15 protein-coding genes are annotated in these 19,892 nt (G+C 62.1%); 12 read left to right on the top strand and 3 right to left on the bottom strand.

The annotated features are described in order from the left end of the window. Positions 1-24: 24 nt before the first annotated feature. Positions 25-864, bottom strand: coding sequence for a TetR/AcrR family transcriptional regulator (locus EAW56_RS04105; RefSeq protein WP_122085228.1), 840 nt, complete (start codon positions 862-864; stop codon positions 25-27). A gap of 230 nt (positions 865-1,094) precedes the next feature. On the opposite strand from EAW56_RS04105, the gene EAW56_RS04100 reads away from it, so the two are divergent. The 5 genes from EAW56_RS04100 to EAW56_RS04080 all read left to right on the top strand — a co-directional run bounded on the left by EAW56_RS04100 (position 1,095) and on the right by EAW56_RS04080 (position 7,978). Then, positions 1,095-2,084, top strand: a complete 990-nt coding sequence (locus tag EAW56_RS04100; protein ID WP_369825021.1) for a malate dehydrogenase — start codon at positions 1,095-1,097, stop codon at positions 2,082-2,084. A gap of 22 nt (positions 2,085-2,106) precedes the next feature. Continuing rightward, positions 2,107-4,848, top strand: a complete 2,742-nt coding sequence (locus EAW56_RS04095) for a valine--tRNA ligase (protein ID WP_122085226.1) — start codon at positions 2,107-2,109, stop codon at positions 4,846-4,848. Positions 4,849-4,858: 10 nt separating this feature from the next. Next, positions 4,859-6,556: a bifunctional folylpolyglutamate synthase/dihydrofolate synthase gene (locus EAW56_RS04090; protein WP_122085224.1), complete on the top strand. Its 1,698-nt coding sequence runs from the start codon at positions 4,859-4,861 to the stop codon at positions 6,554-6,556. A 4-nt stretch (positions 6,557-6,560) separates the two neighbouring features. Further along, positions 6,561-7,430, top strand: a complete 870-nt coding sequence (locus EAW56_RS04085) for an ATP-grasp domain-containing protein (RefSeq protein ID WP_167457389.1) — start codon at positions 6,561-6,563, stop codon at positions 7,428-7,430. Positions 7,431-7,498: 68 nt separating this feature from the next. Beyond that, positions 7,499-7,978: a DUF4233 domain-containing protein gene (locus EAW56_RS04080; RefSeq protein ID WP_122085286.1), complete on the top strand. Its 480-nt coding sequence runs from the start codon at positions 7,499-7,501 to the stop codon at positions 7,976-7,978. Here the strand turns inward: EAW56_RS04080 and EAW56_RS04075 are convergent. Then, positions 7,975-9,414: a class I adenylate-forming enzyme family protein gene (locus EAW56_RS04075; RefSeq protein WP_167457388.1), complete on the bottom strand. Its 1,440-nt coding sequence runs from the start codon at positions 9,412-9,414 to the stop codon at positions 7,975-7,977. The two genes, EAW56_RS04080 and EAW56_RS04075, sit on opposite strands and share 4 nt — an antisense overlap. Before the next feature lie 28 nt (positions 9,415-9,442). On the opposite strand from EAW56_RS04075, the gene EAW56_RS12680 reads away from it, so the two are divergent. From EAW56_RS12680 to rpmA, 6 genes are all read left to right on the top strand, one after another. Next, a complete protein-coding gene (locus EAW56_RS12680; protein ID WP_167457387.1) occupies positions 9,443-9,766 on the top strand; it encodes a hypothetical protein in 324 nt (107 codons plus the stop codon). Then, the gene (ndk, locus tag EAW56_RS04070) at positions 9,763-10,173 is read left to right on the top strand and encodes a nucleoside-diphosphate kinase (protein WP_095275443.1); all 411 of its coding nucleotides are present in this window, start codon (positions 9,763-9,765) and stop codon (positions 10,171-10,173) included. The genes EAW56_RS12680 and ndk overlap by 4 nt, the downstream gene beginning before the upstream one ends. A 65-nt stretch (positions 10,174-10,238) precedes the next feature. Next, the gene (locus EAW56_RS04065; protein WP_095275444.1) at positions 10,239-10,964 is read left to right on the top strand and encodes a TetR/AcrR family transcriptional regulator; all 726 of its coding nucleotides are present in this window, start codon (positions 10,239-10,241) and stop codon (positions 10,962-10,964) included. A gap of 268 nt (positions 10,965-11,232) precedes the next feature. Next, complete coding sequence (locus EAW56_RS04060) at positions 11,233-14,715, top strand: translation initiation factor IF-2 N-terminal domain-containing protein (RefSeq protein ID WP_122085218.1); 3,483 nt, start codon at positions 11,233-11,235, stop codon at positions 14,713-14,715. 220 nt (positions 14,716-14,935) lie between these two features. Then, entirely contained in the window at positions 14,936-15,241 is a 306-nt protein-coding gene (gene rplU / locus EAW56_RS04055) for a 50S ribosomal protein L21 (protein ID WP_095275446.1), read from the top strand. Between the two features lie 25 nt (positions 15,242-15,266). Next, positions 15,267-15,593: a 50S ribosomal protein L27 gene (rpmA, locus tag EAW56_RS04050; RefSeq protein WP_095275447.1), complete on the top strand. Its 327-nt coding sequence runs from the start codon at positions 15,267-15,269 to the stop codon at positions 15,591-15,593. 45 nt (positions 15,594-15,638) lie between these two features. Here the strand turns inward: rpmA and EAW56_RS12535 are convergent, their stop codons facing one another. Further along, the gene (locus tag EAW56_RS12535) at positions 15,639-16,433 is read right to left on the bottom strand and encodes a hypothetical protein (RefSeq protein WP_147453251.1); all 795 of its coding nucleotides are present in this window, start codon (positions 16,431-16,433) and stop codon (positions 15,639-15,641) included. A 117-nt stretch (positions 16,434-16,550) separates the two neighbouring features. On the opposite strand from EAW56_RS12535, the gene EAW56_RS04045 reads away from it, so the two are divergent. Beyond that, the gene (locus EAW56_RS04045; protein ID WP_122085216.1) at positions 16,551-19,865 is read left to right on the top strand and encodes an AAA family ATPase; all 3,315 of its coding nucleotides are present in this window, start codon (positions 16,551-16,553) and stop codon (positions 19,863-19,865) included. Positions 19,866-19,892 lie beyond the last annotated feature (27 nt).

Genomic DNA, 19,892 nt, shown 5'->3' with positions numbered 1-19,892 from the left:
CCTGCGCGCGGGTCGCGGCGCGCGTTAGTAAATGCGCGTCTCCGGGTCGTCGAGATAGTCGGCGCTCACATCCGCGATGGTGTGGACTTCGGGTAAGTCCGTCGCGTCCGCCGCAGGCGTCGGTTCCAAGTAGCTGTCGTACCCGGACGGGGAAATGTTGGTGGTCAGGAACGCGATGACCGCGTCGATGACCATCCTGCGCAGGCCAGTGTTGTTGCGCTCGGAGCGAAAGTTTATGTTGCGCAGCCCCTCCGCGACGTCGCCCAAAGCGGTGGGGAAGAAGCTGAGCGAGACGAGCAACACCAGTACGTCATCGGCCGAGATTCCGGGGCGGAACGCGCCCGAGTCCTGACCGATGAGCAGGAGGCGTTCCAGGTGCAGCGCGACGGTGTCGGTGCGCTGGGTGAGTGCCGACGTGGTGCCGTCAAGCACCGGGTCCAACTCCTCGCGCAGCAGGATGCCTGCGGAATCGGGGTTATGCTTGACGGCCGTGTAGAGCGCGTCGATGAACTTGCGCATCCCCTCGACGGGTACGGCGTAGGAGCGATTCAACACGTGCTCGGGTGGGGTGAGGCGCTCGAGGGCGCGCAGCGTCGCCCGCGTATACAGCCCTTTTTTGTCCCCGAAGTTGTAGTGGATCTTGCGCTTGGACATGCCGGATTCCTTGGCAATCGCGTCCAGCTTTGTGTCGTGAAACCCGTCCGCGGAAAACATTCGCAGCGCGGTATCGACGACCGCGTCCAGCGAATCGGAAGATGCGGCGCCGGAGTCGGCCCGCGCTTCGCCCGTATCTGAGGTCTGGGCAGCCCCGTCAATTGCGTCAACTGCGTCAGCTGCGTCACTGCTCTTGTGCTGTTGCGTCACAGGGTCTCCTTCGGGTCATGCAGGGCGGGCAGGGGTCGGTGCGCGTCAACGCCAAGGTCATACGTTTCCATCGTGCACCACATGCGCCCCCGATGTCCCCATTCGAAGCGAAAACCACAGAAGCTGGCCAAAGTTGTGCCCAAATGGGGGGAGATGCGCGAGTACCCACCGGCGTCGCGTTTCTATACTCGTCGGGTAAACGATCGAGCACACATCCGAGCCAAGGAGTCATGATGACGAAATCCCCGGTACAGCCCGTCAACGTTGTGGTCACTGGAGCCGCAGGCAACATTGCTTACTCGCTGCTCTGGCGTGTCGCCTCCGGCGACGTCTTTGGCAAGGACCAGCCGGTCAACCTCACGCTGCTGGAGATCCCCGCTGCCGTGCGCGCCGCGGAGGGGACCGCGATGGAACTCGCCGATTCTGCACTCCCGCTGCTCAACACCATCACTGTCGCTGACAACGCGGCCAAGGCATTCGAGGGAGCGAACGCGGCGTTCCTGGTCGGCGCCAAGCCGCGCGGAAAGGGCGAGTCTCGCGCCGACATGCTCGCGGCCAACGGCAAGATTTTCATCGAGCAGGGCAAGGCGCTGAACGACGCCGCGGCGCAGGACATCCGCGTCCTCGTCGTCGGCAACCCCGCCAACACTAACGCCTACATCGCTTCGAAGTCGGCCCCGGACATTCCCGACGATCGCTTCAATGCGATGATGCGCTTGGACCACAACCGCGCGCTGTCCATGCTGGCACAGCACCTCGACGTGCCCTCCACCGCGCTCGAGCGGTTGGTGGTGTGGGGCAACCACGCAGACACGCAGTTCCCAGACATCACCTACGCCACCGTGAACGGCGAGCCGCTGGCCAACAAGGTGGACCGGGACTGGTACGTCGACGAGTTCATCCCGCGCGTGGCCAAGCGCGGCGGCGAGATCATCGAGGTGCGCGGGAAGTCCTCCGCGGCGTCGGCGGCGTCTGCCGCCGTGGACCACATGCGGGACTGGGTGCAGGGGACCGATGGGCGTTGGGTGACGGTGGCGCAGGCGTCGACAAGCGAATACGGCGTCGACGCTGGCCTGGTCTTCGGCGTGCCGGCAGTGGGGACCGGCGGGACGTGGGAGCCCGTCGCAGGGCTGGAGGTGAGCGACTTCCAGCGCGAGCGCATCCAGGCGAACGTGGACGCGCTCAGGCAGGAAGCCGAAGTGGCTGACGCGCTGTTCTGAGCGGGGGCTATGATGGGCAACCGTGAGTGAAGCGACGAATGATTTAGTAGGCAAGAACCGCGCGGACGCCCTTCCCAAGAGCTGGGAACCGCAGGACCACGAGTCCACGCTGTACGAGAAGTGGGTGGACAAGGGCTACTTCACGGCGGACCCCGCATCCGACAAGCCCGCCTACTCCATCATGCTGCCGCCGCCGAACGTGACCGGCCAGCTGCACATGGGCCATGCGCTCGACCACACGCTGATGGATTCCCTCGTGCGCCGCAAGCGCATGCAAGGCTACGAGGTGCTGTGGCTGCCCGGCATGGACCACGCCGGCATTGCTACGCAGACCAAGGTGGAGGCGAAGCTCAAGGCCGAGGAGGGCAAGGACCGCTACGACTACGGCCGCGAAGAGTTCATCGAGCGCGTCTGGGAGTGGAAGCAGCAGTACGGCGGCACGATCACCACGCAGATGCGGGCGATCGGCGATTCGGTCGACTGGTCGCGGGAGCGCTTTACGCTGGATGATGGGCTGTCCAAGGCGGTGCAGACCATCTTCAAGCAGCTGTACGACCAGGGCATGGTGTACCGCGACTACCGCCTGGTGAACTGGTCGCCGGTGCTCGAGACCGCGGTGTCGGACATTGAGGTGGTGTACAAGGACGTCGAGGGCGAGTTCGTCTCTATCCGGTACGGCTCGCTTGACGACGATGCGCCGCACCTCGTCGTGGCCACCACCCGTGTCGAAACTATGCTGGGTGACGTGGCGATCGCCGTCCACCCGGACGACGAGCGTTACGCGCACCTCATCGGCGAGGAGTTCGACCACCCGCTGCGCGACGACCTCAAGGTCAAGGTCATCGCCGACGACTACGTAGATATGGAGCTGGGCACGGGCGCGGTGAAGATCACGCCGGCGCACGACCCGAACGATTACGAGATGGGCCTGCGCCACAACCTGGACATGCCGATCATCATGGATGAGCAGGCCCGCATCGTCAACACGGGCACCCGCTTCGACGGTTTGAGCCGCGAGGAAGCGCGCGTCGCCGTGCGCGAGGCACTCGCGGAGCAGGGCCGCATTGTCAAGGAGATCCGCCCCTACGTGCACTCCGTCGGCCACTCGGAGCGCTCCGGCGAGCCGATCGAGCCGCGCCTGTCGCTGCAGTGGTTTGTGAAGGTGGACAAACTCGCCCAGATGTCCGGTGACGCCGTGCGCAACGGCGACACGGTAATCCACCCGCAGTCGATGGAGAAGCGCTACTTCGACTGGGTGGACAATATGCACGACTGGACCATCTCGCGCCAGCTGTGGTGGGGTCACCGCATCCCGATCTGGTACGGGCCGGAAGACGAAAACGGCGAGCGCGACGTGGTGTGCGTCGGCCCCGACGAGGAAGCGCCCGCCGGCTACGAGCAGGACCCGGACGTGTTGGACACCTGGTTCTCCTCCGCGCTGTGGCCGTTCTCCACGATGGGCTGGCCCGAGAAGACGCCTGAGCTGGACAAGTTCTACCCGACCTCCGTCCTCGTCACCGCGTACGACATCCTGTTCTTCTGGGTGGCGCGCATGATGATGTTTGGCACCTTTGCCGGCAAGTTCACCCCGGAGATCCTCGGCGAGGGCAAGGGTGGCCGGCCGCAGGTGCCCTTCACGGACCTCTACCTGCACGGCCTGGTGCGCGACGAAAAGGGCCGCAAGATGTCCAAGTCCCTGGGCAACGGCATCGATCCGATGGACTGGGTCGGCCGCTTCGGTGCGGATGCGCTGCGCTTCGCCCTGGCCCGCGGCGCGAACCCGGGCGTGGACCTGCCCATCGGCGACGACCACGCCGTGGCCGCCCGCAATTTTGCTACCAAGCTGTACAACGCCACGAAGTTCGCGCTGATGAACGGCGCCGGGGTCGGCGAGCTGCCACAGCGCCAAGCGCTTACCGACGCCGACCGCTGGATCCTCGACCGCGCCGAGGAACTCCGCAAGCGCGTCGACGCCTACCTGGACGACTACCAGTTTGCAAAGGCCAACGAGGCGCTTTACCACTTCGCTTGGGACGAGCTGTGCGACTGGTACCTCGAGATTGCCAAGACCCAGATCCCGCGTGCTGACGCTGACGCGTCAGCGGAAGAACAGGAGCGGGGCCGCAACACCCAGATCGTGCTGGGCCGTGTCCTCGACGTGGTCTTGCGCCTGCTGCACCCGACCATGCCGTTTATTACCGAGGTCCTGTGGACTGCGCTGACCGGTGAGGAGACCGTGACCACGGCTGCGTGGCCGACCGCAGACGACACAAACGGTGGTGTGGAGACGGACCTCGACGCGCGCCGCCGCGTCGAGGACTCCATCAAGCTCATCACCGAGCTGCGCCGCTTCCGCGCCGACCAGGGCGTGAAGCCGTCACAGAAGGTGCCGGCGCGCTTGGACTTCGCGTCCGCGGACCTGGCTGGCCAGGAGGACATGGTGCGCCAGATCGCTCGAGTGGAGGCGCCGGGTGAGGACTTTGCGGCGTCGGCAAGCATCGAGATGCGCCTGAGCCAGGTCAACCTCGACGTGGCGCTGGATACCTCCGGTACGGTCGACGTGGCTGCCGAGCGCAAGCGCCTGGAGAAGGAGCTCGCCGCCGCGCAGAAGGAGCTGGACACCACCGGTGCGAAGCTTTCCAATGAGCAGTTCCTGACCAACGCGCCGGAGCAGGTCGTGGAGAAGATCAAGGTGCGGCAGAAGGTTGCGCAAGAGGAATTCGAGCGCGTGACCGCGCGACTGGAGACGCTGCCGGAGAAGTAGACTGGCTCGCATGAGCGAGCAGCACAACCACAGCGACAACACCAGCCACAGCGACGAGCAGGAACGTGACGAGCTCACGCCGGTGCGTGAGCGCGACACGGAGTTCGGCCGTATCTCCATGACGGACAGTGGCATGACGTTGAATCTGGGTGATACTCGGGGTCTGGGTGATACTCGGGCCGCCGACAGCGCCGAGCCCGACGGGTCTCCGGAAGGCTCGGAGAACGACGAGCTTGCGCGCCTCGCTGGGCTGGTGGGGATGCGCGTTGGGCAGCTGGCGAGCGACGACGGCGAACCGATGAGTCGGGTCCCTGACTACTCCGAGGATAGCGCTGCACTCACGCGGGTCAGCGAGAAGCTTGATGCTCGCGCCGGTGCCGCCGACCCGAACCCGAGCCTTGACCGCGTTGCCGCATTGATGGATTTACTCGGTTCGCCCGAGCGCACGCTGAAGGTGATCCAGGTTGCGGGCACGAACGGGAAGACGTCGACCGCGCGGATGACGGAGTCGTTGCTGCGCGCACTGGGACACCGCGTGGGGCTGTTCACCAGTCCTGAGCTCACGCGGGTGACCGAGACGATGCTCATCGACGGCGCCGAGATCGCGCCGGAACGCTTCGTGGAAATCTTTGACGAGCTCGAGCCCTTCGTGGACATGGTCGACGCGCAGTTTGCCACCCCGCTGAGCCGCTTTGAAGTGCTCGTAGCCATGGCGTTCGTGGCGTTTACGGACGCGCCCGTCGACGTCGCCGTCCTAGAGGTCGGCATGGGCGGGACCTGGGACGCGACGAATGTGGTGGACGCCGATGTCGCCGTGATTACCCCGATCGGGCTTGACCACCAAGCGTTCCTTGGCCAGACCATCGCAGCGATCGCGGCACAGAAGGCCGGGATTATTAAGCCCCGCGAGGCGGACGGCGTGAGCGCGTTGAGCCCGGCGGAAAACATTGCGGTGGTCGCCGAGCAGGAACCGGACGCGATGCACGCGATTCTCGAGCGTGCAGTGGAGACCGAGGCAATCGTTGCTCGGAGTGGCAGCGAGTTCGCGGTGGGGGAGTCCACGGTCGCCGTCGGCGGCCAACAGCTCACGCTGCGCGGACTCGGTGGAGAGTACGACGGCATCTTCCTTCCACTCGCAGGCGCCCACCAGGTGGCGAATGCGTCGCTTGCGCTCGCCGCGGTGGAGGCGTTCTTCGGCGTGACCCGCGAGCACCCGCTTGATGCCGACGCCGTTCGCGCGGGATTTGACCAGGTGACGGTCCCGGGGCGGATTGAGCGTTTTGGTAAGGACCCGGTCGTGCTTATCGACGCCGCCCATAACCCCCACGGTGCCCGCACCCTCGCCTCCGCACTCGAGCGGGACTTCAATTACACGGGTCTGATCGGGGTGGTGTCGATTTTTGGGGACAAAGACGCACGCCAGATGCTGACAGCGCTGGAGCCCGAGCTGCGCGAGGTAGTGATTACTCAGAACTCATCCCCACGTGCGATGGACGTCGCTGAGCTGGCGGAGGTGGCGTACGACGTGTTCGGTGACGACCGCGTTCGGGTCGAGGCGCATCTGCCGGCGGCGGTGGAACTGGCGCGCGAGGTCGCCGAAGAGTCTGGCGAAGACGGCATGGGCGTGTTGGTCACCGGGTCCATCGCCACCGCCGGTGACGCCCGCACCTACCTCACTGCGCTGGACGCGCAGGAGCCCGAGGCGTAGCGCGGTGGGCTGCGACGCTGCCTGGCTGGTGACCAACCGCTGGCTGCACTGGGACAAGTTTGAGTGGCAGTTCGGCGCTCTTGCGCGTGCGGCCAACGCGGTAGGGCTTGATTTGCGGCGGGTGAGCACCGATGAGGCTGTCGCCGCGATGGGCACCGGCCCGCTGCCGCGCGTCGCGCTTATCCAGGACAAAGACGTTGCCGTCGTCGCACAGCTCGAGGCGTTGGGGGTGCGCACCATCAACACCGCGGCCGCGATCGCTGCGTGCGATAACAAGGCGTACACGCACGCGGTGCTTTCTCACGCCGGCATTGCGCACCCGCGCACGCTGACTGCGCCGCTGGCCTACCGGAACTTATCGGTCGCGGAATGGGAGGAGAGCGAATTCCTCGCTGCCGTAGACTGTCAGTTGGGCTACCCGGTTGTGGCGAAACGTGCAATCGGCTCGTGGGGGCAGGGGGTCGAGCTGATCCACACGCCCGCGGAGCTGGTCGCGTTTCTCCGCGCCGCTCATCCTGCGCCCGTGATCGTGGAGGAATACATCGCTGAATCCCACGGCCAAGACGCCCGCATCTTCATGGTTGGTGAGACCCCAGTCGCTGCGATGCAAAGGTTCGGCCAGGGAGGTGACTTCCGCGCCAACGTGACCGGTGGCGGTCGCGCGGTGCCGTGGGATCCGCCTGCGGACTTCGTGGACACTGCACGCACAGCGATGGGTGCACTTGGCCTGAATATTGGCTCGGTCGATTTCCTCCACGCGTCCAGCCCGCTTGTCGGCGAAGTGAACTCGAACGCCCAATTTGCCTCCCTCACCGAGGTGACGGGAATCGACGTCGCCGCTCAAGTAGTTGAGTACTGCGTCCAGGCGCGTTGATCGAGGCGCTTGTCGACGCCACCGCGCACCAGTTATGGCCCAACCGTTCACAGCGATACGATGAGGGCATGGCTGACCAGAACAACACCCGGCGCTCGCGCCGCGGCGCGCGTCGCGAGCCGGATATGAGCCCCCTCGGCCCGGGCAAGGCCCCGGTCAAAGACCCAATGGCAGGCCTGACCGGCGTACTTTCCGGCACGCTCGTGATGGAAGCGATCACGATCTTCCTCATCCTCACCGTGATTCTCAAGGTTGAGAACGGGGAGCTCTGGACCACGTTTAACTGGGTCTACGTCACCGTCATCGGCCTCGCGCACGTGGTCGTCGCGTTTTTCCAGAAGAAGCCGGTGATGTTGTGGGTGGACCTGGTGCTCCAGATTCCGCTCATCTTCGGGTTTTTCATCCACTGGTCCGTCACTGCCGTCGGCATCACGTTCGGCGTGGTGTGGTTCTTCATCATCAAGCTGCGCTCGGAGATGCTGCAGCGTATGCGCGCCGGGTACCTAGTCACCCAGCACCTGGGCACTGCAGAAGACCCGGCGCGCTAGTCTGCGTGCGGCAGGTCGCGCAGCTGGGTGCGGAGGATTTTCCCGGCTGCGCTCCGGGGGATTTCTTCGACAAAATCTACGACGCGCACCTTTTTGTACGGCGCGACCCGGTCAGCCACGAACCGCATGACACCGTCCGCTGTGAGGCGGGCAGACGTGGCCGACGGTGAGGGTGCGGGCACGACGAAGGCGCGGGGGACCTCGGTGCCATTGAGCACAAAGGGGGTGACGGCGGCGTCGACAATTGCTTCATGCTCGAGCAGCGTGGCCTCCAGCTCGGCCGGAGCGACCTGGTAGCCCTTGTATTTGATCGTGTCTTTGGCACGGCCGATGATGTAGAGCTCGCCGTGCGTTCCCAAGCGCGCGAGGTCCCCGGTTTGAAACCATTCACCGATCGGCTCTTGCCCGAGGTAGCCACGCATGAGCTGCGGCCCGGCGACGGATAATTCACCGTCGGGACTGATGCGGAAGCGGGTATCGGGGAGCGGGAACCCCACCGAGTCCGGAGACGTTTCGCCACGCACGCCAACAAAGGTGACCGGCGAGGTCTCGGTCATTCCGTACCCCTGGATTACGCTCGCGCCCAGTCGCGACTCCACCGTTCGTGCCACCGTGGGGTCGAGTCGATCCGCGCCGCTGATGATCAGATCGAGTGCGCTGAAGGCATCGGCCGGGGCGGTTTCGAGGACGCGCGCGAGCGGCGGTGCGATAAATGTGAGCTGTACGGCGAAATCGCGGTGCGCGCCCACAAAGCGCTCCGGATCAAAGCGCTGCATCGTGAGCACGTGATGCCCAAGCATGAGCGGGGTGAGCAGCAGCGCGGTCAAGCCATAGATGTGTGAGAAGGGCAGCGGCGACATCGTCGGGGTGTGAGTACCCACCCCGCTTCGTGCAATCGCTGCAGCAAACTGGGTCATGTTTGCGCTTACCGACGCCCCCGTCAACCCCACCGCCTTCTGCATCCCCGTGGTGCCCGACGAGTACGGAACGAAGGCGAGCTCTTGTGCATTCGCAGCGCTGACTGCAGGCGTATGGTCAGCAGCGTCGCGGCGTGGCCAACCGGCCGGAGTTGTGCCGCGTATGAGCGCTTGCGCCTGCTCCATCCGGATGATGCCGAATTGTGGGTCAGCGCCGGCGAGCTCGGCGAGATGTCTCGCTTCATGGTTGCGAAGAAGCGGGCCGATCAGACTGGACGCTGCCCCCGCCTGGGCAATGCCGAGGATCACGGCCGCAAACTCCACCGAGTTTGGGAGTTGGACCGCGATGACGGGGGAGGGGGATGTTATGGCGTGGGCGAGTACGCGCGAGACGTTGTTAGCGAGTGTGCGGAGCTCGCGGTAGGTCACCGTCGAGCCCGTGGACAGGTCTGTCAACGCGGGTGCGTCAGGAAGGCCTTGGCCAAGCGCGAGCTCATGGAGCGGAACATGCTGGTACATCCCCATAAACCTTAGTAGCTTGGGGAGCATGCGATTCTTCCTGCTGGTGCTTGCTGCGGTGATGTCGCTTGTCGCCGTTGTCGCGTCGTTGTTTGCGTGGCCGAGTTGGGTTGGCGCCGCTGCGATCGTGATCGCTGGCGGTGCTCTGGCATGTGCGCTGTACATGAAGTATCAGGACATGGGTGCCCCGGATCTTTCGCTCGATCCGGAACAGCGTACGACAATTTTGCGGATGATCCGTGAGGGAAATGAAGATGGAGCGGTTCGGCAGGTGCAGTTGTGGAAGCGTGATGCGACGCCCGCTGATGCATCGCGCATCGTGCGAGAGGTTTCGGTAAAGTCTGGTTCATGACCGAACGTACTTTGATTCTTATTAAGCCGGACGGCGTTGCCCATGGGCACGTCGGTGAAATCATTTCCCGCATCGAGCGCAAGGGCTTGAAGCTGGTGGAAATGGATCTGCGTACCGCAGACCGCGAGACCGCCGAGAAGCACTACGAAGAGCACAAGGATAAGCCGTTCTTCGGTGACCTCGTAGACTTCATCACCTCTGCGCCGCTGGTTGCTGGCATCGTTGAGGGCGAGTCTGCGATCGCCGCCTGGCGCCAGCTGGCAGGCGGCACCCACCCGGTGGAGAAGGCTACCCCGGGTACCATCCGTGGCGACTTCGCGCTGACCGTCGGTGAGAACGTGGTTCACGGTTCCGATTCCCCGGAATCTGCAGAGCGAGAGATCGCCATCTGGTTCCCCGGCAAGTAACCAACCACACCAAAGATTCGACAACGCTACCCCCGGAAGAGCGCATCCTGGGGTAGCGTTTTTCGATGCTTTCCTGGGCAAAACTCGTTAAACGTTCAGATGATTTATTGCGACTCAATACATATGTCACAATGCATGGTAAGCGTCACGCTGCGATGAGTGCATCGTATGTTTTATCGGAGAAAGGCTCGGAGATGGTCAACGACAAGCCAGAGCAAGAACGTGCAAAAGCGAAGCGCGCGTCTATCGAAAAGGCCACGATTGATCTTCTCCTGCAGGAGGGGATGTCCTCAGTCACTCATCGGCACGTAGCCGCGCGTGCTGGGGTGCCGGTTGGCTCGATTGGTTACTACTACGAGAGCCGTGAGAAGCTCATCCAGACGTGCTTTGAGCGATTCCACGCCGTGCAGGCGGCGATCCTCGAGGAGGCGCTCAAGAACCCCAAGATTCGAGAGGATCGGCGTGAGCTCGCTGCGGCGACGCTGGATCTTGTGACCTGTGGGCACCGAGACTGGGTACGCGGGATCATTTCCGCAACCGTCGATGCCGAGCGTGAGGCACCCGCGTTGCAAGAGATGGTCAAAGAGCAGTTTTACGAGGCAGTCAACGCAATCGACGCACTGCTCAAGTACGCGGGCGTTACCAAAGCGGACGGCAACGCAATTCTCGGAGCAATCGTTGGGTCGTCCCTTGTTGTTGCTGGCTGGGATAAACCAGTCGTCGAAACAACCATTGGCGGAGTTGTGCGCTTCCTCGAGCTTGCAGAGGGGCCGCAGAGCGAGAACGAGTAGCGGTTAGTCAAGAGGACTGACCGTGGACAGGGCGGGGTGAACGCGCGGGGCGGGGGCCTGTGCCACAATAGATGGCAAGCATCGCGTCGTTGACGTCCTTGACGATATTCACGTTGTTGACGTTGTTGTGACGCCGCGTGTGCTGACAAACTTTGACATTGAAGTCCCGCGCATTCGTGCGGCACTGTGCGGCGGCGGCAGGAAATGCCAGCGCCCGGTGCCCGGCGCAGAAGGTGTGCGGGCAGACGCATAACAGGAGAATAGGTTCGTGGCACAGAACGAGGAATCCACGCCAAAGAGGCGCCGCAGCACGAAGGCGACGGCGAAGAAGTCGGCAAAACCGGCCAAGAAATCGACAAAGAAGTCAACAAAGAAGGCTCCTGCGAAGCGCGAGCAGCCAGCCAATGAGCCAACGGTCAACCCCTACGCGACGTTTGACCGCTCTCGTCTCAAGGACAAGATGCGCGTCTTCCAGTTGGCCAAAGAGCTCGACGTGCCTTCGAAAGACCTGGTCGTTGCGCTGTCGGACATGGGAGTAGTCAAGGTAGCGCAGTCCTCGCTCACTCGCGCTGAGAGCGAGCAGCTTCTCGACGCACTGTCTCCCGACACCAACGCACCCCAATCAAGCGACGCTGGGGACGAGTCTTCCGACGCGGACGAGAAGATCCGACACCGCGTACGCAAAGACGTAGAGAACGAGATCCACCAAATTGAGGACAAGGTCAATGCCGAGTTGGCCACCGCAGATGAACCGGGCACGGATCCGAGCGGCGATGCTTCCGACGAGCCGCTTACTGACGTGGAACCTGACGTGACGCCGGCGCCAGAGGACGAGTCGGTCACCGAGTACGCTCCGCTGTTCAAGGCTCCGACTCGTTCGCAGCGTCGACGCGCTCGTCGTGCAGCGCAAGCTGCCCGTGCCGCTGACCGCGAGGTGGCAGAAGGATCCGACGGACTGGATGACTCGGACGCCTCATCTTCTGATTCTGGGGACGGTACCTTGCGCACAGCGGAAGGAAGCTCTGCGGACTCCGCGCGCAGCGGGCGGCAGAAACGGAACCGCGGCAACGCAAAGGCGAGCAAGGCCAGCGATTCACGTGGGCAGGAAAACGCTGATGGTGCAGAGCGTGGCGTCGATACGCAAGAGGCTGAGCAGATAGACGAACCGAAGGCGATCAAGGGATCGGCTCGTCTGGAAGCGAAGCGACGTCGCCGCAGTGAGCGGAGCGCGGAGGAGCGTAAGCGCTCGCGCATCGTCAGCCAGGCAGAGTTTCTTGCGCGCCGCGAATCCGTTCAGCGCACCATGGTGGTGCGGGACCGCGAGCGGCACTATGGCACGGGAATGGTGACACAGGTCGGGGTGCTCGAGGACGGCCTGCTTGTTGAGCACTTTGTTGACACAGAAGACCAGGTCACCATGGTTGGCAACATCTACCTTGGGCGCGTGCAAAACGTGCTGCCCAGCATGGAAGCCGCGTTTATTGACTACGGACAAGGCCGAAACGGTGTGCTGTACGCGGGCGAAATCGACTGGAAGTCTGCTGGACTCGGGGGTCGCGCGCGACGAATTGAAAACGCGCTGAAGTCCGGCGACCAGGTCGTTGTTCAGGTCACCAAAGACCCGGTTGGGCATAAGGGCGCCCGTCTGACGACCCAAATTTCGTTGGCGGGGCGGTTCCTTGTCTATGTTCCGGGAGGACGGACAGCCGGGATCTCCCGCAAACTTCCGGCCCCGGAGCGTAAGCGCTTGAAGGAGATCCTCCACAAGGTTGTACCCGGGGAGGGTGGGGCGATCATCCGCACCGCTGCCGAAAACATCACTGAGGAAGCTATTGCGGCGGACGTGCAGCGCCTTCACAGCCAGTGGGAGGAGATCAAGGAACTCGCCGAACGTGAGAAGAAGTCTCATGGCGCGAAGCCGGTGACCCTTTATGAGGAGCCGGCACTATTGATCAAGGTCGTGCGGGATCTTTTTAACGAGGACTTCAATAAACTCATCGTTGACGGCAAGAAGTCGTACAAAACTATTCGCGCGTACGTTGAATCCGTCGCGCCTGACTTGCTCGGACGCGTCAAGAAGTACCGCAGCAAGAAGCACGATGGACGCGATGCTTTTGAGACGTACCGCGTGGATGAGCAACTCGAAAAGGCTTTGGCTCGGAAGGTGTGGCTGCCGTCCGGTGGCACCTTGATCATCGAACACACCGAGGCACTGACGGTTATCGACGTCAACACCGGCAAGTACACCGGATCCGGCGGAAACCTCGAGGAAACGGTGACGAAAAACAACCTCGAAGCAGCCGAGGAGATTGTTCGCCAAATCCGCCTGCGCGACATCGGCGGCATGATCATCATCGACTTCATCGACATGATCCTGCCGGAGAACCAAGAATTGGTTGTTCGACGTCTCAAGGAATCACTGGGGCGCGACCGCACCCGCCACAATGTCTCCGAGGTAACTTCTCTGGGTTTGGTACAGCTCACTAGAAAGCGTCTTGGGAATGGTCTTCTTGAGACGTTCTCCGTACCCTGCCATTGCTGCGACGGTCGAGGCATTCTGCTGACCGAAGATCCAGTTGTTGAAGAGAAGCGAGCGCGATACGGGCGCGTCGATTCCAGGCGACTCCCGACCGGGCAGCACCCTGCGGCCAGAGCGATGCATCCTGCGCTCTCCGAGACACCGAAACCCGTAGAGAAGGCGCTGGATGACGAGGCCATCGACGAATTGGCGGATGCCGTTGTGGCGGCAGAAAAGGAGAAGGAGGACGAGCCGAAGACTTCGTCGAGGCGACGCGGTCGTCGCGGCTCCGGTCGAGGTCGTGGCCGAAATCGTTCGCAAGCGCCTGAGCAGAACGCACCAGGTGCCGGGGAGCACCAAGATCAGCGCGGCAGTGAGGAAAACACTGTTCTTAGCTCGGAGCCAACAGAGAACGCCGGCGTCAACGAGGGCGGTAGTGAAACCACGCAGTCCGAAAGTGGCAATGAGCGTGGTGGACGCAACAGGCGCAGGCGACGTCAAGCGCAGCGAAAGAATGCGAAGGCCGAGCACTCGAAGACAGTTGGGGCGTCGGGCGGAGCTTCCGGGGATGCCGGCGACAACAACGACCACGAAGACGCGCCGGCGCAGCGAACCTCGCGAGCAGGGCGATCCAAAAAGCGTCGCAGCGCTCGGAGAGCAGCGACCCGTAGCACCTCGAGCGAGACTGAAGCTCCTGCGCACGGAGAAAACGAGAACACTGGGAACTCGCGGCAGAGCTTTGAAGATGCAATGGCGGACTTTGAGAAGTCACCGCGTCGTCGACGGAAGACCCGGGGCAACTCTCGCTCCGATCAACGGCCGCAACGCAACGAGTGGGACGACGATTCGCAGGCGAGTGAAGCCCAGCAACCTGTAAGGCGAGGCACGACAGATCAGTCTGGAACGCGAGACCGAGGGGCGAGCGCCGATGAATTGACGGGGAATCGTGGGAGCGCCGAAACTTCCCGTGATGCCTCTGGAGGCCGTCGTCGCCGTCGAGCGGTACGGCGGACGAATCGGAGTGTGTCGTCCGAGGATGGTTCCGCGCCCGACCCCCGACAAGATGGCGGGCTTAACGCTCGCAATGCCGGCGCCCATGGGGACACCAGCCGCCAACGCGGCACCCGTGGACACGAAGGTAAGGACAAGGACTCGGAGCAGCATGGTGAGGAGGCAGGACGCCAGCGAAGCCGGCGCGGCCGCCGACGGGCCGCACGCAAGCGCCGCTCCTAGCGCCCGAGGTCGTTGAGGCACAGCGCCCCAGGTCGCGGTTTGGAGAAACGCCCCGGTTCGGTGTAGTCTTTGGCAGTCGTTGTTTTTGGGGCGTGCCGCCTCGTTGCCCAAGCATGCGGGCACGGCGGATCGATCAGGTCCTGAAGCACTGAAATGAAGTTCCATGCGTCCACCGAAGCATGCCGGCGGATGCGCGAGTAGAGATAAGGGGTAACCCTCTATGTACGCGATCGTCAAGACCGGCGGCAAGCAGTACAAGGTTGCCGAAGGCGACCTCGTCAAGGTCGAGAAGCTGGAGGGTGAAGCAGGCGACAAGGTTGCACTCACCCCGATCCTTCTCGTTGATGGCGCAGACGTCACCTCCGGCGCAGATGCACTGTCCAAGGTCAATGTTGAGGCTGAGATCGTCGAGCACGGCAAGGGCAAGAAGATCGACATCCTCAAGTACAAGAACAAGACCGGTTACAAGGTCCGCCAGGGCCACCGCCAGCAGCTGACCACGGTCAAGATCACTGGCATCAAGTAAGACTTAATTTTAAGGAGATAGACAAATGGCACACAAGAAGGGTGCATCCAGCTCCTCGAACGGTCGTGACTCTGAGTCCAAGCGCCTCGGCGTGAAGCGCTTTGGTGGCCAGCAGGTCAAGGCCGGCGAGATCCTCGTCCGTCAGCGCGGTACCAAGTTCCACCCGGGCGACAACGTCGGCCGTGGCGGGGACGATACCCTGTTCGCACTGAAGCCGGGCGCTGTCCAGTTCGGCATCAAGCGTAAGCGTCGCATCGTGAACATCATCCCGGCCGATGGTGAGGGCGTTGCCTCCGAGGTCCTGGAGCAGGCAGAGGCTGCAGGCGTCGTTGAGGACGAAGCCACCGCGTAAGCCAAAGTTGGCAACACGCTAGGCCGCGTGGCCCCGATTTCGGGGCTACGCGGCTTTTTGCATGCCTGGAGAATCTGCCGGAACGGTGGTGTGACCTGGAGGGCCATATCCCTCGGCTACAAGCGTAATGCGGCCTAATGAGATCAACTCGCGGTCGGCGAAATCGGATCCGTGAACTGCTGATCCATCCGCGAGCCGCACCCCGGTGGAACAGGCGCTTCCTTTCATAATGGCCTGCAAGTCACTCATCGGCATAACCGCGTGCGCGCGATCTTCTGCTGAGTGATCCTGCCTTTTTCCGCACAGCCAAAGAATTGGATCAAGTGGATCACCGGTTTTATTGGTGCCGCTCCTGAGCGTATTGACGACATCCTCTAGAGCGCTGGAATCGCCTGTAAACGTCACAGTCGTCTTCGCGCCGGAGCGCCTTACTCGCACCCCGTCCTGGGGGCTCTGGGTCGGTTGATATGCCTTCTTGATTCTCCGCGCTGTGCGACGGACAACGTCTGTGTCACCTGCAGTATTGCAGAGTTCTACGCGGAATTTCCACCGCTGTGTCGGATCTTTAATACTGCGAGAAGCACGGAAAATGAGCGCTAAAGTTTCGACGCAATGTTCGTTGTTCGCTGCGTACTTTCGGCACCGTTTCTGGTATCTCGTGTGCACTACCGGGCGAAAGAGCAGCTCCGCGAGGTCGAGCACATCCATCGCGTAGTCCTCTGGCATCCCTAGTTGAACGAGCTCGCCGAGTGTTTTATTTGATCTGGCAACCCACTCGGCGAGTTTGATGCCATTGCGACGGAACATAAAGTAGTTGCTAATTTCGTTTGAGTAGTCCATACGGCGAAACTACCGAAACGTTGTGCGGGTTGTCAAGGGGTTGCGAAAATGCATAGTGGGCGCACAAGCATGCGGGGCTGACGTAAAGTGGAGCAGAATTCGCGAAAAGGAGTGTAGATGCAGGCAACCACGCACGATGATCTCGCAACCCTACTTGAGCAGCTTCCTTTGGGTGGAACACTGACGGTAACACCTGGGGAGTACTCAGTCGGAACACTTCGCGTTGTGGGGCGCACCGTGCAGGCGAGTGGTCGGGGTGTAATCTTCCACGGTCGCGTCGTACTTGCCGATGGTGCGGCATTAGTTGGTGTGAGCGTGATGGGGCCGAATGAGGCTAACGCCGTCATTTGTAACCGTGGACAAGCAACCCTGAGCTACTGCACTGTGCGAATCCCGGCAGTTTCGACGTACCCTGCTGTCGGGGTCAAAGATGCGCAGCTCAACGTGGTGAATTCTGATGTACGTGGCAGCGACGCCAAGAAGGCGATCCTTGGCGCGCAAAATGCTCAAATCGCAGTTGAACGATCCCACACCGACGCGCTCGAAATTCTTTCAAATGTGAGTGCAACGATCGCTTCGTCCACAGTGGGGACCCTCATCATTAATAAGGGCGGACGTGCCCACCTCGGCGAAGGCGTAGCCATCAAGACTCCGGCAGGTAAGAGAATTGCAGCTGTCGCTGGCGGAGGTGTGCTCGAGGGGCAGCGCGCGCACGTCGATACGAGCCGCCCCGAGATCTTTGTGAAGGACGCTACGGTCCGGATTCCGCAGATGAGCAGCCAAACTGGAGAGCGCATTACCGTCAAGGCTTCCGGTGGCGCGACGGTTGATGTTGATCAGAGCTCATGCGTCGTGGAGCGGGAGAGCGCTGACGAAACAGAAGTTCGGTGGAGTGCTTCCGAAGGTGCGGACTTTGACCGCGTTGTAGCCCCAAGGCTTGCGCCACAGGCGACGGTGATTCTTGAAGCCGGGGAGTACCGGATGCAGTCGGTGCCGGAAAAGATGCGGCACTTCACAATTCGAGGGGCTGGTCGCGACGAAACCACGATCGCGGTCACCGGCGCGCTTTGCGCGAAAAACGGCGGCACCGTGCGCATTGAGGACGCAACGATTCTGCAGGCAGATGGGCAAAATTGCTTCAACGTGTTTGACCAGTCGTTTGGCGAGCTAGTTCGTACGCGTGTCGTCACCGCGCAACGGTCGAGCAATATGCCCGCCATTTTTGCCAGGGGCAGAAGGCTCTTGCTTGAGGATGCGATTGTTGAATCACCCGCGGGTGTAACAAATGCGACGCTCTCGGTGAGCGGAGGGGATCTTGTGGCCAAGCGGTCATTTCTCGGGTGGTCGCAGATTCTCGACGGTGTGCTGGCCGTATTTGAAAACACGCGAGCGTTCTCGATCATGGCTGAAAACTCGCGGCTATCTGGTTCCTTGGTGCTCCACCCGTCGATGGCAAACTTCCGCCAGCTCGTCCTCCAAAACGGCAGTCGAGGCGAGTTCGATGAGCTCACTCTCTTTGCCTCCTACGGTGAGTTTCTGGTCAATGGCTCCGTGCTCAGCGTCGAAGATACAAAGCTCACGCAGGGCGCGCAGATTGCAATCTACTCCCAAAATGGCAGCCAGGTGGACGTCGACGTTGCTGCCGTATTCGAAAGCGTCGATGGACAATGGAAGCAGGTCCAAGCGCCCACGCCGGTTAACGGGCCCACGTCAGCAAACTCGGGGAAGAGCGGTCAAGTCAGCGGAAGTTCCCAAGGAAGCGGCGCTGCTGGGGCTGTCGCCTCGGCACCTGGCGATCCGATGGCGCAGATCAACGAGCTCATCGGCCTTGCGAGCGTGAAGCGGCAGATCGCCTCCTTTATGGACCGCGTGAAATTCAATCAGCGCCGCAATGAGCTTGGCCTCGCGTCCGAGCCTGTGGTTATGCACTCCATGTTCCTCGGTAATCCGGGTACAGGTAAAACGACCGTCGCTCGCCTTCTTGGCCAGGCGCTGTACAGCGCAGGAGCGGTGCGCACGAACACTTTCGTCGAGGTTGGACGTGCGGACCTCGTTGCGGAGCACATTGGTGGCACCGCCCAGAAGACGAACAAAGTGCTTGAAGAAGCCCGCGGCGGCGTCCTTTTTGTGGACGAGGCTTACGACCTTCACTCTGAGGGAGGCAATGACTTTGGTAAGGAAGCCGTGAATGCGATCCTGACATTTATGGAGAACAACCGCGAAGACATCGTGATTATCTTTGCAGGTTACACAGACAAAATGCAGGACTTCCTCTCAATGAACCCCGGTTTGAAGTCCCGCATTCCGAACCGGTTTGACTTTGAGGACTACTCCGCCGACGAGCTTGCACAGATCGGTGCGGCGAGCTTGGCAAAGAAGGGCTACACCTTTGATGAGGAAGCGTTGCATTCGGCGATCCGCCGTCAGTATCGACGTTCCGGCGACGGTTCGAATGGCCGTTGGGCGAGAAACTTCGAGGATAAGCTCATCAGCTCCATTAGTAGTCGACTTGCACGCGAATACGCGGGTGATCTGTCGAAGGTGACGAATGAGGAAATTACAAGCGTGACTGACGCCGATATTCGCGCGGTTTCGGGCGGAGAATCGAGTGGTCAGCGTGTCGAAGAGCTGTTGGATCAGCTGGAGAGCCTGATTGGCCTCGAAGAGGTCAAGCAGTGGGCGGCCGAATTGGTGCGCGTCGCGGAAACGAATCAGCGCCTCGAAGCGCAAGGTCTGCAGACGTCGTCGCCGACCTACCACATGGTCTTTTCTGGCAACCCGGGTACAGGCAAGACGACCGTTGCGCGTATCGTGGCGGAAATTTTTCACGCACTCGGCATTCTGGAATCCCCCACTGTCAAGGAAGTCACGCGGTCTGACCTCGTCGGATCGGTGATTGGCGCGACTGAAAAGCAGACCACCCGTGCGCTGGATGAAGCGCTCGGCGGCGTCCTGTTCATCGACGAGGCCTACCAGCTCACCGCAGCAGGCGGCGCTAACGATTTCGGTCTGCAAGCCGTGGAGACACTGCTTCCTCGCCTGGAGAATGACCGGAGCAAGTTCATCGCCATTCTTGCCGGTTACACCAAGGAGATGGACGAGTTCATGAATGCAAACCCAGGCTTGCGTTCGCGTATCCCGAACTCCATTGAGTTCCCCGATTACTCGCCCGTCGACGTCGCGCGCATTGTGGAAGCAAGCATCACCGGCAGGGGCTGGCTTGTCGACGCTGACTTGCTCACCGCTACTGTCGTCGCAGCCTACGAAGCACTTCCGCCCGCGGAGCGAAGCAATGGTCGCTGGGCCCGCAATTTCGCGGACCGGCTAGAGCACCAGCACAAGCTGTGGATCAGTCAGAACAATGTGTCCGGTGAGGAGCTTCGTCGAATTTCAGACGACACCGTTCGCGCGGTGGCGGGTATCGGCGAGTAGTCGATCCCCGACCCGGTACCCTGCAAG

Origin of the sequence: Corynebacterium gottingense (assembly GCF_003693265.1) — a bacterium.
Classification (GTDB): domain Bacteria; phylum Actinomycetota; class Actinomycetes; order Mycobacteriales; family Mycobacteriaceae; genus Corynebacterium; species Corynebacterium gottingense.
The sequence above is the reverse complement of the archived record's forward strand: the minus strand, read 5'-3'. Positions and strand labels throughout refer to the sequence as shown.